The 12538-nt window shown below is 71.1% G+C and carries 15 protein-coding genes and 1 tRNA gene; 7 read left to right on the top strand and 9 right to left on the bottom strand.

What is annotated here, in order from left to right:
* Window positions 1-31 precede the first annotated feature (31 nt).
* The 6 genes from FV233_RS07110 to FV233_RS07085 all read right to left on the bottom strand — a co-directional run bounded on the left by FV233_RS07110 (window position 32) and on the right by FV233_RS07085 (window position 4476).
* Window positions 32-214 (bottom strand): DUF3606 domain-containing protein, encoded by a 183-nt coding sequence (locus tag FV233_RS07110; protein WP_147854284.1) that lies wholly within the window; start codon window positions 212-214, stop codon window positions 32-34.
* Between the two features lie 189 nt (window positions 215-403).
* Window positions 404-1576: an alpha/beta hydrolase gene (locus FV233_RS07105; protein WP_147897050.1), complete on the bottom strand. Its 1173-nt coding sequence runs from the start codon at window positions 1574-1576 to the stop codon at window positions 404-406.
* Window positions 1577-1770: 194 nt separating this feature from the next.
* A tRNA-Ser gene (locus tag FV233_RS07100) sits at window positions 1771-1860 on the bottom strand.
* A gap of 72 nt (window positions 1861-1932) precedes the next feature.
* Complete coding sequence (locus tag FV233_RS07095; protein WP_147855612.1) at window positions 1933-3051, bottom strand: AAA family ATPase; 1119 nt, start codon at window positions 3049-3051, stop codon at window positions 1933-1935.
* A 10-nt stretch (window positions 3052-3061) separates the two neighbouring features.
* A complete protein-coding gene (gene hemF / locus FV233_RS07090; RefSeq protein WP_187278066.1) occupies window positions 3062-3988 on the bottom strand; it encodes an oxygen-dependent coproporphyrinogen oxidase in 927 nt (308 codons plus the stop codon).
* A 77-nt stretch (window positions 3989-4065) separates the two neighbouring features.
* A complete protein-coding gene (locus tag FV233_RS07085) occupies window positions 4066-4476 on the bottom strand; it encodes a PaaI family thioesterase (RefSeq protein ID WP_147897048.1) in 411 nt (136 codons plus the stop codon).
* Between the two features lie 381 nt (window positions 4477-4857).
* Between FV233_RS07085 and FV233_RS07080 the strand changes: the two genes are divergently transcribed.
* Complete coding sequence (locus tag FV233_RS07080) at window positions 4858-5361, top strand: MucR family transcriptional regulator (RefSeq protein WP_147855615.1); 504 nt, start codon at window positions 4858-4860, stop codon at window positions 5359-5361.
* Between the two features lie 147 nt (window positions 5362-5508).
* Here the strand turns inward: FV233_RS07080 and FV233_RS07075 are convergent, their stop codons facing one another.
* Window positions 5509-5709: a hypothetical protein gene (locus FV233_RS07075; protein WP_246689926.1), complete on the bottom strand. Its 201-nt coding sequence runs from the start codon at window positions 5707-5709 to the stop codon at window positions 5509-5511.
* A gap of 268 nt (window positions 5710-5977) precedes the next feature.
* Between FV233_RS07075 and FV233_RS07070 the strand changes: the two genes are divergently transcribed.
* From FV233_RS07070 to FV233_RS07060, 3 genes are all read left to right on the top strand, one after another.
* Window positions 5978-6439, top strand: coding sequence for a GNAT family N-acetyltransferase (locus FV233_RS07070; RefSeq protein WP_147897046.1), 462 nt, complete (start codon window positions 5978-5980; stop codon window positions 6437-6439).
* A 71-nt stretch (window positions 6440-6510) separates the two neighbouring features.
* Window positions 6511-6867, top strand: a complete 357-nt coding sequence (locus tag FV233_RS07065) for a hypothetical protein (protein ID WP_147857782.1) — start codon at window positions 6511-6513, stop codon at window positions 6865-6867.
* 123 nt (window positions 6868-6990) lie between these two features.
* Window positions 6991-8121, top strand: coding sequence for a DUF2336 domain-containing protein (locus tag FV233_RS07060; RefSeq protein WP_147897045.1), 1131 nt, complete (start codon window positions 6991-6993; stop codon window positions 8119-8121).
* Between the two features lie 121 nt (window positions 8122-8242).
* Here FV233_RS07060 and FV233_RS07055 read toward each other — a convergent pair whose 3' ends face one another.
* Window positions 8243-8563 (bottom strand): hypothetical protein, encoded by a 321-nt coding sequence (locus FV233_RS07055; protein WP_147897044.1) that lies wholly within the window; start codon window positions 8561-8563, stop codon window positions 8243-8245.
* A 273-nt stretch (window positions 8564-8836) separates the two neighbouring features.
* On the opposite strand from FV233_RS07055, the gene FV233_RS07050 reads away from it, so the two are divergent.
* Both FV233_RS07050 and FV233_RS07045 read left to right on the top strand, forming a co-directional pair.
* Complete coding sequence (locus tag FV233_RS07050) at window positions 8837-10714, top strand: PAS domain-containing sensor histidine kinase (protein ID WP_147897043.1); 1878 nt, start codon at window positions 8837-8839, stop codon at window positions 10712-10714.
* A 27-nt stretch (window positions 10715-10741) separates the two neighbouring features.
* Window positions 10742-11440, top strand: a complete 699-nt coding sequence (locus FV233_RS07045; RefSeq protein WP_147897042.1) for a peptidoglycan-binding domain-containing protein — start codon at window positions 10742-10744, stop codon at window positions 11438-11440.
* A gap of 75 nt (window positions 11441-11515) precedes the next feature.
* Here the strand turns inward: FV233_RS07045 and FV233_RS07040 are convergent, their stop codons facing one another.
* On the bottom strand, window positions 11516-11806 hold the full coding sequence (locus tag FV233_RS07040) for a hypothetical protein (RefSeq protein ID WP_147897041.1): 291 nt from the start codon (window positions 11804-11806) through the stop codon (window positions 11516-11518).
* 277 nt (window positions 11807-12083) lie between these two features.
* On the opposite strand from FV233_RS07040, the gene FV233_RS07035 reads away from it, so the two are divergent.
* The gene (locus FV233_RS07035) at window positions 12084-12422 is read left to right on the top strand and encodes a DUF1491 family protein (RefSeq protein ID WP_147897040.1); all 339 of its coding nucleotides are present in this window, start codon (window positions 12084-12086) and stop codon (window positions 12420-12422) included.
* Window positions 12423-12538: the final 116 nt, after the last annotated feature.

Genomic DNA, 12538 nt, shown 5'->3' with positions numbered 1-12538 from the left:
GACGAGCTGTCCCGTCGGGGCGCGTGTGCGCCTACCGCTTCTTGCCCAGCTCGACGGCGATGTCCTTCGTCATCCGGCCGACCTTCCGGTGCGCCGCGATCAGCTGGTCCTGGGTGACGCCCCAGCGCTTCATCCAGAACTCGATGGCCTTGCGTTCCGATAGATCGAGCCGGTCCTTATCGATGAAGCCACGCTTGTCCTTGAGGCCGGCCATGGGAAATCCTGTCGTGTCGGTGATTGCGGTTCGGGAGGCGGCGCGCGACGGACCTCCCGGGGGCGGGCGCGAGACATGCGGGGAAATCGCAGCGCTGCCCAGGCCCATTCCGCCCCTCGGTGCGCCGCCGGGTGCGACCGAGGCGGCGAACGCGCGGCGGGCCTATCTCGAGTGCGACGCGGCGCGCGATCAAGCCCGGAGGGCCGGTCCGGCCGCGTGAGACCGGAGGAACGCGAGCAGCAGGTCGGAGACGGCCTGCGGCTGCTCCTGCTGGACCCAATGTCCGGCCCCCTCCACGACATGGCAGCCGAGGAAATCGGCGCAGGCCCGCGTGCCCATCCGCTCCAAGGCGCCCGGTGCCTGAAACGGACCCCAGTCGCGACGCCCGGCCACGAAAAGCGCCCGCCCCTCGATGCGCCGACCCGCGAACCGCCCGAGATCGCGCGCGAGGCTCCCATCCATGCGGCAGCGATAGCCCTGCAGGGGGCCCTGGAAGCCGGTGCGCGCATACTCCGTCGCGTAGACGCCGAGTTCCCGATCGGTGAGCCACGCGCAGCCGGCGCCCCCGTCCTCCGGCCCTTCGGGCGCCACCGTCGCGGGCATGCTCCGGCCGAGGTCCATGACGTAGTAGGTCGGCATCTCGGCGAGGGCCTCGGCCGTCCAGCCCGAGAGCGGATGCGGCGGGTTGCCCGGCCAGTCGGCGCTCTTGTGATGGAAGTAGGCGCGCAGGAACGCGGCAACCTGTGTCGGGCTGCCGTCCATGTCGGGTGCCGCGGCCGGGGAGGCGAAGTAGCGGTGGTAGTGCGCGCGCGGGCGCGGCAGACCGGCCAGAGCCGCGTGGATCGGATCCTGTGCGGGTGGAGTCAGGCTGTCCGCCAGGGCGTCGCGGGTGGGTGCCCCCACGAACGGCGCGCTCATCAGGACGACCGATCCGAACACGTCGGGCCGGGCCAGGGCGCAGAAGCCCGCGACCCAGGCGCCGAAATCGTGCCCGATCACCGCCGCGACCCGCTCCCGGCCGAGTGCCCCGAGCAGGCAGAGCACGTCGAGGAGCAGGTTGTGCATGCGGAAGGGCGCGAGGTCGGCCTCGTAGGCCACCGGCCCCGGGGCGGTACGCCCGTAGCCACGCTGGTCTGGGGCGACGACGTGATACCCGGCCTCCGCGAGGGCCGGCATCACCTTGCGCCAGGAATAGGCCAACTCGGGAAAGCCGTGCAGCAGCAGAAGACAGGGCCGGCCGGGCTCCCCGTGTCCGGCCTCCAGCACATGCATGCGCAGGCCGTTCACACCCGCGACGAAGCGCGCGCGGATGCCCGCGGGGAGGACGGCCGCGTCCAGCGGCGGCAGGTCCGGTGCAGTCATGTCCAAGCCCACTGCTGCCCGCTGTCCGCGCCGAACGCGGTTTGGCGTCAGCCCTCGCGCGGAACCTGCCACGTTGTCCGGCAACATCGGAAACGAGCCGGCACACGCTACTTCAAGACCTGGATTACAGCCTGGGGCGGCGATTGTTGCCGCGACGCTCTTTCCGTTCAGAGCATCGGCTTATGGAATCCGACTGGCGGAGAGGGGGGGATTCGAACCCCCGATGCCCTTGCAGGCATGCCGCATTTCGAGTGCGGTGCATTCAACCGCTCTGCCACCTCTCCGCGAGGTGCCTCAATGAGACGGGCGGTGCGTAGCACGCGGGGTCGGGCTTCACAAGCGGCGGCGTGGGCCGGTCAGACCACGATCGTGATCGCCTGCGCGGCCCGGGTGAGGCCGGTGTAGAGCCAGCGGGCGCGGTGCTCGCGGAAGGCGTAGGATTCGTCGAACAGGGTCACCCGGTCCCATTGCGAGCCCTGCGCCTTGTGGACGGTCAGCGCGTAGCCGTAGGTGAACTCATCGGTCTCGCGGCGCAGGAACAGCGGGATCTCCTCGTCGCTCCCGGTGATCATCGCGCGCAGCACCTTGATGTCGGTGGCGCGGCGGCGCAGCGCTGGGTCGTCCTCGGGGACGACGTCGAGGCGGATCAGGTCCGGGCGCGGCGGCGCGCGCAGGGCCTGCACCGTCCAGGTCGAGCCGTTGAGCAGGCCCTTCACCCGGTCGTTGCGGAGACACACCAGCTTCTCGCCCACCGCCGGCATCGGGTCGGTGTGGCCGGCGAGTTCGCGGAGCCGGTTGTTGTAGAGGCGGCGGGTCTTGTTGAGGCCGACCAGGACCTGGTCGCATTCCAGCACCTCGGCCGGGTCCAGCGTGCGCCGGGAGACGATCCGGCTCTGCCCGTAGGTGCCGAGTTCCAGCCGTCCGCCCTCGCGCACGGTCATGGCCATGCGCACGATCGGGTCGTCCTTGGCCTGCCGGTGCACCTCGGTGAGCATCACGTCGGGCTCGGCCTCCGTGAAGAAGCCGCCGCCGCGCACGGGGGGCAGCTGCGCGGGGTCGCCCAGCACCAGGACCGGCCGGTCGAAGGACAGCAGGTCGTTGCCGAGGTCGGAATCGACCATCGAGCACTCGTCGATGATGATGAGGTCGGCCTTCGCGGCCGGGCCCGAGCGGTTCAGCGTGAAGGTCGGGCCGCCCTCCTCCGCCTCCTTGGTGCGGTAGATCAGCGAGTGGATCGTGGCGGCGTCGTAGCAGCCCTTCTGGCGCATCACCGAGGCCGCCTTGCCGGTGAAGGCGCCGTACACCACGGTGCCGTCGACATCCTCGGCGATCCGGCGGGCCAGCGTGGTCTTGCCGGTGCCGGCATAGCCGAACAGCCGGAACACCTGGCTTCCGCCCGCCTTCCGCCAGGCGGCGATGGCCTTCAGCGCCGCATCCTGCTGGGGCGCGAAAGCCGACGGCAGCCCGGCGCTCAACGGAACGCCCTCATGGCCAGCGCACGGTGGGCGGCAGGGACGACAGGATCGAGGCGACGTTGCCGCCGGTCTTCAGCCCGAAGATCGTGCCCCGGTCGTAGAGCAGGTTGAACTCGACGTAGCGCCCGCGCCGGACCTGCTGCTCCTCGCGGTCGGCCTCGGTCCAGGCGTTGCGGACGTTGTCGCGGACGATTTTCGGATAGGCTTCCAGGAAGGCGCGGCCGACGTCGCGCGTGAAGGCCAGATCCGCCTGCGGATCTCCGCTCCAGCGATAGTCGTAAAAGATACCGCCGATGCCGCGGGGCTCGTTGCGGTGCTTGAGATGGAAGTATTCGTCGCACCACGCCTTGTAGGCCGCATGGTCGACGCCGTGGGCTGCGCAGGCGCGCTCCAGGCAGGCGTGGAAGTGCCGGCTGTCCGGATCGTCCTGGCTGCGCCGCCGCACCAGGACCGGCGTGAGGTCGGCGCCGCCGCCGAACCACGCCTTCGTGGTCACCACGAAGCGGGTGTTCATGTGCACCGTCGGCACATGCGGGTTCCACGGATGCGCGATCAGCGAGATGCCGGTGGCGAAGAAGCGCGGATCCTCGGCGGCGCCGGGCATCTGGGCGCGGAATTCCGGGGCGAACTCGCCGTGGACCGTGGAGATGTGCACCCCGGCCTTCTCGAACACCCGGCCCTTGAGCATCGCCATGACGCCGCCGCCGCCGGGCCGGCCGGTATGGTCGGTGCGGCTCCAGGGGGTCTTCTCGAAGGTGCCCGGTGCCGTCGGCGCGTCCGGATGGAACGGCCCCTCGGCCTCGGCCTCCAGGGTCTCGAAGGCCGCCAGGATGTGGTCGCGCAGGGTCGCGAACCAGGCCGCGGCCTCGGATTTCATGGCCGTCACGTCGGCCTCGGACAGGGGGGCAGTCAGGGCTGCGCGGGCGGCGTCCGGCATGGTCATGCGATAGGCTTTCCCACTGTGCCGATGGGGCGTCAATCGGCGGGCGACAATTCGCCGGACCGGAACCGGCGTCAGCGCGGGGCGCCCTCGCCCACGGGCTTGAGCAGGCCGGTGGCGCTCGCCACCAGCTCGCCCTGCGCGTCGCGGATCTCGGCCTCGCAGAAGGTCACCGAGCGTCCGGCCCGGGTGACGCGCCCCTCCGCGATCAGGGTTCCGCGCCCCGGTGCGAGGAACCGCGTCTGCATGTCCAGGGTCACCACGGGCCGCCCGGCCTTCAGGCGGGCGGCGGTGCCGAGGGCGACATCGAGGAGCGTGCAGATCACGCCGCCATGGGCGATGCCGAGGTTGTTGGCGTGCTCGGGCCGCAGGACGAGGCGCAGCCGGGTGCGGCCCTCTCGCACGTCCAGGGCCTCGATCCCGCAATGATCCACGAAGGGGATGTGGGCGCCGAAGACCGTGCCCCGCTCCGATGGTTGATCCACGCCGCTATCCCCAGATCTGCTTCCGCCGACATCGTCATCGGGCCGACGGTCTACAATCCCGTGCCCCGCGCACGCCCCGGATCCCGCCGCGTGCGACGTGTTTCGGGTTTGTTGCGAGACCGGGCAACGTTTTTCTCAGACCACGCCGCAGGATCGGCGCGTCCCGAAGGCGTAACGCCCGCGGACCACAAGGACCGGATCTCGTTCAAGTGCGGTTCGCCGCCATCGCGTTGCTCGGGCGACGATTTCAGCTGCACCGACGGCTTGAGTAATATGCGTGTTCATGGCCGACGCATTATGTAAGGAAACTCTCGACGACGACTTGATTTTGTTGCACAGACGATAGAACCGTGCCCCACCGTCGGATAGAGGGAGACATCGATGGACGACATCGCCACAGATCAGCAGCAGACCTTTATCGAGCAGGCGTCGGACATCGTGTCCGCGTATGTCTCGAATAATTCCGTCCCGATCAGCGAATTGCCCGCGCTCCTGGCCGGCGTTCACGCGGCTCTGGCGAAGCTCTCCGCTCCGGCGGCGGCCGTCACCGAGACGGCCGACAAGCCGACGCCGGCCCAGATCCGCAAGTCGGTGACCCCGGACGCGCTGATCTCGTTCATCGACGGCAAGCCCTACAAGACGCTGAAGCGGCACCTGTCGCGCAACGGCCTGACCATCGAGCAGTATCGCGAGCGCTTCGGCCTGCCGCGGGACTACCCCTCGACGGCCGCCAGCTACTCGGCCCAGCGGTCCGAACTCGCCCGCAGCCTCGGCCTCGGCCAGCAGCGCCGCAAGTCCGCGGCGCCGGTGCAGGAGCCCGAGGAGGAGCCGGCCGAGAAGCCGAAGAAGGCGAGCCGTCCGCGCAAGGCCAAGGAAACCGCCTGATCCTGCACGTCGCCTGATCCTGCAAGCCGCCCGGTCTCGGGCGGCCTCGATCACGGAACCTCGATCCGACTGATGATTCGGGCGGCGCACACCCCGTGCGCCGCCCGAACCATGTCTGCGTTCCGGGGATCGCCCCGTCGCGACCGGTCAGGCGAAGTCGGCGAGATCGTCGGCCACGTCCCCCGCGGCGCGCTCCGTCTCGGCTTTCTCGGCCTCGCTCTTCTCGGGCTTGTCGGCCTCGGGCTGACGGCCGGGCGCGGTCGACCGCCCGCCCGCGTCCGGCGCATCGCCGCCCTGCCCGTCTTCGGTTCGGTCCGGCACCCGGCTCGACATGCTGCGCACTCCCATGACTCTTTCGGCTGCGGTGCAAAGCCGCCAACGGCACGCCCGTTCCGCAGCCGATACCGCGCGTCCGGTGCCGGACCGGCTCCGCGTGATCCTGTCCGGTGCGGGCCGGCGCGGCGGCCGACCGTTTTTCGACCCCGCGACGCGCATGCCCGTTATGGAGGGCCGCGTCGCAGGCGGGGCGGATCGCGGCCGGATCTGAAACGCACCGGATGCGACCGATCGCGAAGGCTCGCGTTGACCGCCCGGCAACACGGTACGGGAGCGTGGGTTGGGCAATCGCTACGGGTTGGAGATCCGCGCCGCCGCGGGGTCCGACGCTCCGGGTCTCGCGGATCTCCTGGGTGCGGCGGGCGTCGCGGTCGGCGCGGCGGACCTGGCGGCCCGGCTCGACGCGCTTCAGGGCGGCGGCGGCACGGCCCTGGTGGCGGTGGAATGGGGCCCGCCGAGCGGCCTGATCGCGCTCAGTCCCGTCCGCACCCTGGAGGCGCCCCGGGCGACGGGCCTGATCACCACCCTGATGGTCGCGGCGGAGTCCCGGCGCCGGGGCATCGGCCGGGTGCTGCTGAAGGCGGCCGGGCGGGCGGCGCGGCAGGCCGGGTGCGACCGGCTGGTCCTGAGCGCCGGCCCCGGCCAGGACGACCTGCGCGCCTTCTGCCAGGCCGCCGGATTCGTTGAGGACGGGCACAGCCTCGCGCGGCCGTTGCTGAAGCGCGGATCCGGCGAGACTTGAGATCCGCGACACCATGGGCGCAGCCGGCAGCGGATATCGGACGTTGACCCGGAGATACTGGAGTTCCACCCATGCTGCTGAGATCCGAAACCCCGCCGTCACCCGGAAACCTGCAGGCCGACCCGCCGCCGGATTCGGACAACCCGACCTCGGCGCAGCTCAAGGGCGATATCGACAGCGGGCGGACCGGCGACAAGATTCCCCATGTCGATGTCGGCGCCGCCCCGCTCGGCACCTGCGAGGAGGCCGGCGGCGCACCGCCGACGTCCCAGGAAGTCCGCCTGGCGCGGCAGAACGAGCGCGCGCCCTCCGAAAAGGCCGCGGCCGGGATCATGCAGAAGCGCACGCCCTGGATCACGCCGGCCTTCGCGGGCGCCATCGTGGCGATCGCGGTGGTGCTGACCCTGTCGCTCTGGCTGACGCACTGAACAATCCCCGCGGGGTCCCGGGATGATGCAGGACGACACGGCACCGCTGGAGGCGGCTTAAAGGTCGATTCACGTCGATGCGGTTAGCGTGAGCTTACTGCAGTCTTGCGTAAACCGATCCTCATGCCCCCATCCGTCGACGCTCCGCCGGACCTGTCCGGGCTCCTCGAATTGGCACGGATCGAGAATCTCGATCTCAAGCCGGTGATCCTCCGGGTGCAGACCGACCTGTTCGTTCGGGCACCCGGCCGGGACCGGGCCGAGATCGAGATCTTCGAATCCCTCGCCTGCGGCCTGATCCCCACGGTGGACGACGAGACCGCCGAGGTCGTCGCCCGCAAGCTCGCCCCCTTCCCCGAGACGCCGCCCGCCGTCCTGGAGGCGCTCGCCCTCCGCGGCGGCGCCGTGCGCGACACGGTGGTGACGCTCGCCCCGGTCCTGAGCCACAGCCTGATCGAGGCCGCCCTCGCCGACGGATCCGATGTCGCCGCCCGCATCGCCACCCGGGTCGGGCTGAGCCGCGAGGCGGTCGATGGGTTGTCCCGCGAAGGTCGCATCGAGATCGACCTGGCGCTCGCCGCCAATGTCGGCGTCACCCTGCGCGGCGCGGCACTCGCACGCCTCGTGAGCCGCGGCCGTGGCGTCGCCGACCTCGCGCACCGGCTGCTCGCCCGCCCCGACGTCTCGGCCGCCGACCTCGTGCCGCTCTACCTGCACGCCGACCCGATCCGCCGCGAGGTGATCGGCCGGACCGTCGAGGCGACCGCCGCCCTGCGCCCCTGCCCGCCGCCGCCTCGCGGCCTCGGGGAGACCCTGACCGGCCTCTCGGCCGCCCAGGACGTCCCGCGCTTCATCGCGGCCCTGGCCGACAGCCTCGGAATCGCCCACGACTTCCTCACCGTCGTCACCGATCCCGGGGCACGCTACGACCTGCTGACGCTCGGGTTGCGCGCCGCCGGCCTGCACGAGGAGGAGGCGGTCTACATCTTCCTCACCCTCAACCAGGGCGTGGCGCGCTCGGCCGAGCGTGTCTCGGGCCTGGTGCGCCTGTTCCGGACCGTGAGCCGTCCGGCCTCCCGGGACCTGATCGCGGCGATCCTGGACACGCCGCTGGCCGAGCGCGGACGGAGCGAGGCCCACCAGCCGCTGCACGGTCCCGAGGCGACGCTGCGCCAGGGCCCCGAGCGCGCCGGGGCACAGCGCCCGCCCCTGCCGATGCGCGCCTTCCGGGCGACCGGCGGCGAGGCCGGCTGAGGTATCGAAATCAGGGATTCACAAGGGCTCAGCCCTTTTGCGGGTGCAGGGCGGAGCCCTTCTTCATCGAGGCTCCGCCCCGATACCCCGCCAAAGGGCTCAGCCCTTTGGAAACCCGATCTCAGCGCGGATCCGACGGGCCCCGCCACGCGGGCTGCCGGTCGGAGGCTTCCAGCGTGTCGTTCGAGGCCGGCTCGGGCTCGTCCACGCCGGCGCGTCGGCTCAACTCCGCCATCAGGCCCCGTGCCAGCACCGCACGCACCGCCCGGTCCCGGGTCTCCGCCGGGATCGCGTCGAGGGCGGCCGGAACCGCATTCCGGGCGCCGGCGGCGGCCGCGCCGGCGAGCTTGCGGGTCTCCGCGGCCGGATCCGCGCCGGTTCGCAGCAGCGCGCAGTACGAGAGCGCGCCGATCACCAGCGCGGCGCGCAGCAGGAAAGTCATCGGGCGGGCTCCGTGGCGGATGTCGCGCGCTATCGAACGCGAAAATCCGTCCGGTTTCGTGAACTCCGCCTCAACCGGTTCGGGTTTTCGCGCGCCATGGTGAACGAAGCCCGCGCACGGAAGTCTGGTTACCTTACGGAAAGCATCCCGCGCATTCGGCCAAGTCGCGCAACACTCGTTTAAGCCGCCCCTGCGACTGTCCGGTAGTCGTTTTGAAGTCGAGCCGGAGGCGCGGGACATGTCGATTGGCATTCACCGCGGCGCGTGTGAGCCTTGCCTGTAAAAAAAGCCCTGACGTCTCTGCTCGACGACCGTCTCGCGGGGCTCGTCCACGAATCCGTGGCGGATGATGCGAGCGTCCGGTTCCGGCATGAGCGCTTCCTGGTGTCGCGCCTCGCCACCGGCGTGGTGATGATGGCGGCGCTGCCGCCTTACCTGCTCTGGCGCGGGGTGCCGTCGGGCATCGAGGTGGTGGCGATCGCCAGCCTGCTGCTGCCGGTGCTGGCCGCCGTGCTGCTCGCCCGCACCGGGTGCCTCTGGATGGCGCACGCGATCTCGTCGGCCGGCCTGACCGGTCTGGTGGTCTGCCTCGCGGGCCTCACCGGCGGCGCCACATCCCCGGCAGCGGTCTGGCTGGTGGCGATCCCGCTCGAGGCGCTGGTGTCCGGCTCGATGCGGGCCACCGCCGCCGCGGCATTCCTGGCCGTGCTCGGCGTCCTCGGGGTGGTCTTCCTCGGCTCCTGGGGCGGCGCCGTCCCGCTGGTGGACATCTCCGCCAGCGTCGCCCTTCCGGTCTTCGCGATCACGGCGATCGGCCACGTCGCCGCCCAGGCCCTGGAGCACATGCGCAACGAGGGCGCCTGGCGCGAGCGGCTGCGCGACAACGAGGCCCGCGACCGGCTGCTGCTGTCGGCGATCGACGACCTCGTGACCTGGCACGACCGCAACGGCCGCGTGCTGGAGGCGTCGGTCTCGGCGAGCCGGATGGTCGGCAGCGACGCGGCGCGGCTGCGCGGCCACGGCCTGCTGGAGCGGGTCCACGTCGCCGACCGGCCGGCCTTCCTCAAGGCGGTGAGCGACGTCGCCGCGAGCGGGCGGCCCGCCACCCTGCCGCTGCGCCTCCATGTCGAGCCCGCCGCCGGCCGGCCCGACGGCGCCCGCCTGATCCATGCCGAGATGCGCGCCCACCGGATCGCGCACGGCCCCGACGACACGGCCATGACGGTGGTGGCGGTGACCCGCGACATGACCGAGCATCACCGCCACGCCGAGGAGCTGGAGCGCGCCCGCGCCGAGGCCGAGCGCGCCGACGCGATCAAGGGGCGGTTCCTGGCCAACGTCACGCACGAACTGCGCACGCCGCTCAACGCGATCATCGGCTTCTCCGAGGTGCTGGCTGGCGAAGGCGCGATCAGCCTCAGCCCGGACCAGGCCCGGGAATATGCCGGGATCATCGGCTCGTCCGGCCACCACCTCCTCGGCGTCGTCAACACGCTCCTCGACATGAGCCGGATCCAGAGCGGCAACTTCGATTACGCGCCGGAGACGTTCGACGCCGCCGCGCTGGTGCAGTCCTGCTGCGACCTGATGCGTCTCAAGGCCGAGACCGCGGGGGTCACGCTGGCGGTCTCCGTGCCGGGGCCGATCGAGATCACGGCCGATCCCAGCGCGTGCCGGCAGGTGCTGATCAACCTGATCTCGAACGCGGTGAAGTTCACCCCGCGGGGCGGCCGGATCGACCTGTCCCTGCGCCGTGGCCCGGATGGCCTGGAGATCGTCGTCGCCGATACCGGCGTCGGCGTCGGCGAGGGCGACCTGCCCAAGCTCGGCACGCCGTTCTTCCAGGCCGGGAGCGGCGGCTATAAGCGCCAGCACGAGGGCACCGGCCTCGGCCTCTCGGTGGTGCAGGGCCTTGTGGGTCTGCATGGCGGCGCCATGCTGATCGAGAGCGCCCCGAATGCCGGGACCGCCGTCACCGTGACGCTGCCCTTCGTCTGCCGGGATCCGGCGGCCGTCGCCGGCCCCGCCCCGATCCGCACGGCCGTGCGCGGCGCGGCCGCCCCGCGCCGGGCGGTGGTGCGCCTGCCGCTCGGCCTGTTCGACGCGGAACCCGGCGCCGCGTCGGAGGCGGCCCTGCGCCGCGCCGGCTGAGCCAGCGATCCGCGAGAAGGAGACACGATGTCAGGCTACCGCGAGATCACCGTCCCGGGCGAGGCACGCTCCGCCCGCCGTCCTGCGCAGCGGCGCGCCGCCCCGAGCGACTGGCGCGGCGTGCTCGTGGGGGCCATGAAGGCCACGGGCGCCTCGTGCCGGAACAGCCCCGGCACGGTGGTCAGCAGCCTCGTGGCCGTGGGGGCGGCCGGCTTCATCTGCTTCAACGCGCTCGGCCATCAATCCGGGCGGCATCCGGCGCCGATCCTGCCCAAGGTCGCGGCCCAGAAGGCCCCTGCCCCGCGCGAGGCGGCGGCGGCCCCGAAGGAGGCGATCCGGGATGTGGCCAAGGAGCCGGTGCAACCCGAGCGCGCCGCCGCCAAGCAGGCCGCCCGCGACCCGATCGCCGAGTTGATCCGCTCCGACGAGACGACCGCCTCGGTGACGCCCCGGGCGGTCCCGACCCGGGCTGCCGCAAAGCCGGCGCCGAAGGAGGCTGCCAAGGACGCAACGAAGACGGCCAAGTCCGAAAAGGAGGCCGATCCGGTGTTGCGGGCGCAGAAGGCGCTGTCGAAGCTCGGCTATCCGGTCAAGCCGGACGGCGCCATGGGGCCGGGCACCCGGGCGGCGATCGAGAAGTTCGAGCGCGGCGCCAAGCTGCCGGTGACCGGCGAGGCTGCGGGCCGAACCCTGCGCGCGCTGCTGTCCCACGCCGGCCAGGGTTGAGGCGCTCGCCCGCGGCGAAGCGCGATCGGAGCCGGCGAGACCCGGGCGCGGCCCGGATCCGCCGGCCCGGCGCGCTCAGTATTGCGTGCCGGTGAAGCGGCAGATCGTCTTGCAGCGCGGGCCGCCGTTGCCCTGCCAGGACTTCGCATGGCCGATCGACCCGGTCATGTCCTGGGTCGGATTTCCCCCGGACCGATGGACCACGATGTTGCAGGGGTCGCTGGCGGTCCGCTGATAGCGCGGGCAGGACCTCGACTCGCGGTTGCCCAGCAGATCCATCAGCGTTTCCGCCTTGACGTCGGCCGGTGCGCTGACCGCGCATGCGGAGGACAGGATGAGTGCAGCAATCCAAGCGAATCTCGGCATGTAGATGCTCCTTTCCGCGCCGTCTCCTGCAAATCCGAGCGGCTTATGCTCAGTTAATCATCAGAATTCAGCGATTATGTGCGGAACAACACATCAATTGATCTTATTTTAATCCCGGGATTGACAGAATATTTTTCTGGATTACTCGGCCGACTTGATCGTTGCGCATCCGGTCGGGCGAAGGCCGGGTCTGCGGTCATGCGAGCGATCCGATCCCCGGTTGCTCCGGCGGCCGCTTTCGCGCATCCCGGGCGCTCGTCCAGGAGGCCCGACACGCATGCGCCTGCGCTCCGATTTCTGGGTCTCGGCCCACCTGCGCCGCCTCGGCATCGAGGGCATCCCGGCGGTCCAGCGGCGGCGCGGCTCTCCGGAGGCCGGCGCGATCTTCGTCAAGGTCGACCGCCTCGACGGCACCGCCGACCTCTACAGCCCTGCCCCCCAGGCCCTGTTCGAGGCCGAGGAGAGCGGCGACCGCCGCTTCACGGCGCTCGTCACGGGCGGCACGCCGCTCGACGTCGAGGAGCGGCTGACCAAGGAGATCCGGTTCGATTCCGATCTCTGGATCATCGAGATCGACGATCGGGAGGGGCGGCATTTTCTGGAGTTGGCGGAGTAGCTTGGCCGTTCACGAGCCAGGATTTCGCCAATAAAAAATTCGAATAATATTCGTATTACTCGGTTCAATACTGCCCACCGGATTCAGGGCGAAGCGGAGAGCGATCGCCCCGCCCC

It is taken from the genome of Methylobacterium sp. WL7, from assembly GCF_008040085.1.
Classification (GTDB): Bacteria; Pseudomonadota; Alphaproteobacteria; order Rhizobiales; family Beijerinckiaceae; genus Methylobacterium; species Methylobacterium mesophilicum.
The sequence above is the reverse complement of the archived record's forward strand: the minus strand, read 5'-3'. Positions and strand labels throughout refer to the sequence as shown.

Excerpts from the sequence above, each read along its gene's own strand:
- FV233_RS07110 (WP_147854284.1), bottom strand. The coding sequence starts at position 214 with ATGGCCGGCCTCAAGGACAAGCGTGGCTTCATCGATAAGGACCGGCTC.
- FV233_RS07105 (WP_147897050.1), bottom strand. The coding sequence starts at position 1,576 with ATGACTGCACCGGACCTGCCGCCGCTGGACGCGGCCGTCCTCCCCGCG.
- hemF (WP_187278066.1), bottom strand. The coding sequence starts at position 3,988 with ATGCCGGACGCCGCCCGCGCAGCCCTGACTGCCCCCCTGTCCGAGGCC.
- FV233_RS07080 (WP_147855615.1), top strand. The coding sequence starts at position 4,858 with ATGGACGACATCGCCACAGATCAGCAGCAGACCTTTATCGAGCAGGCG.
- FV233_RS07075 (WP_246689926.1), bottom strand. The coding sequence starts at position 5,709 with ATGGGAGTGCGCAGCATGTCGAGCCGGGTGCCGGACCGAACCGAAGAC.
- FV233_RS07065 (WP_147857782.1), top strand. The coding sequence starts at position 6,511 with ATGCTGCTGAGATCCGAAACCCCGCCGTCACCCGGAAACCTGCAGGCC.
- FV233_RS07060 (WP_147897045.1), top strand. The coding sequence starts at position 6,991 with ATGCCCCCATCCGTCGACGCTCCGCCGGACCTGTCCGGGCTCCTCGAA.
- FV233_RS07055 (WP_147897044.1), bottom strand. The coding sequence starts at position 8,563 with ATGACTTTCCTGCTGCGCGCCGCGCTGGTGATCGGCGCGCTCTCGTAC.
- FV233_RS07045 (WP_147897042.1), top strand. The coding sequence starts at position 10,742 with ATGTCAGGCTACCGCGAGATCACCGTCCCGGGCGAGGCACGCTCCGCC.
- FV233_RS07040 (WP_147897041.1), bottom strand. The coding sequence starts at position 11,806 with ATGCCGAGATTCGCTTGGATTGCTGCACTCATCCTGTCCTCCGCATGC.
- FV233_RS07035 (WP_147897040.1), top strand. The coding sequence starts at position 12,084 with ATGCGCCTGCGCTCCGATTTCTGGGTCTCGGCCCACCTGCGCCGCCTC.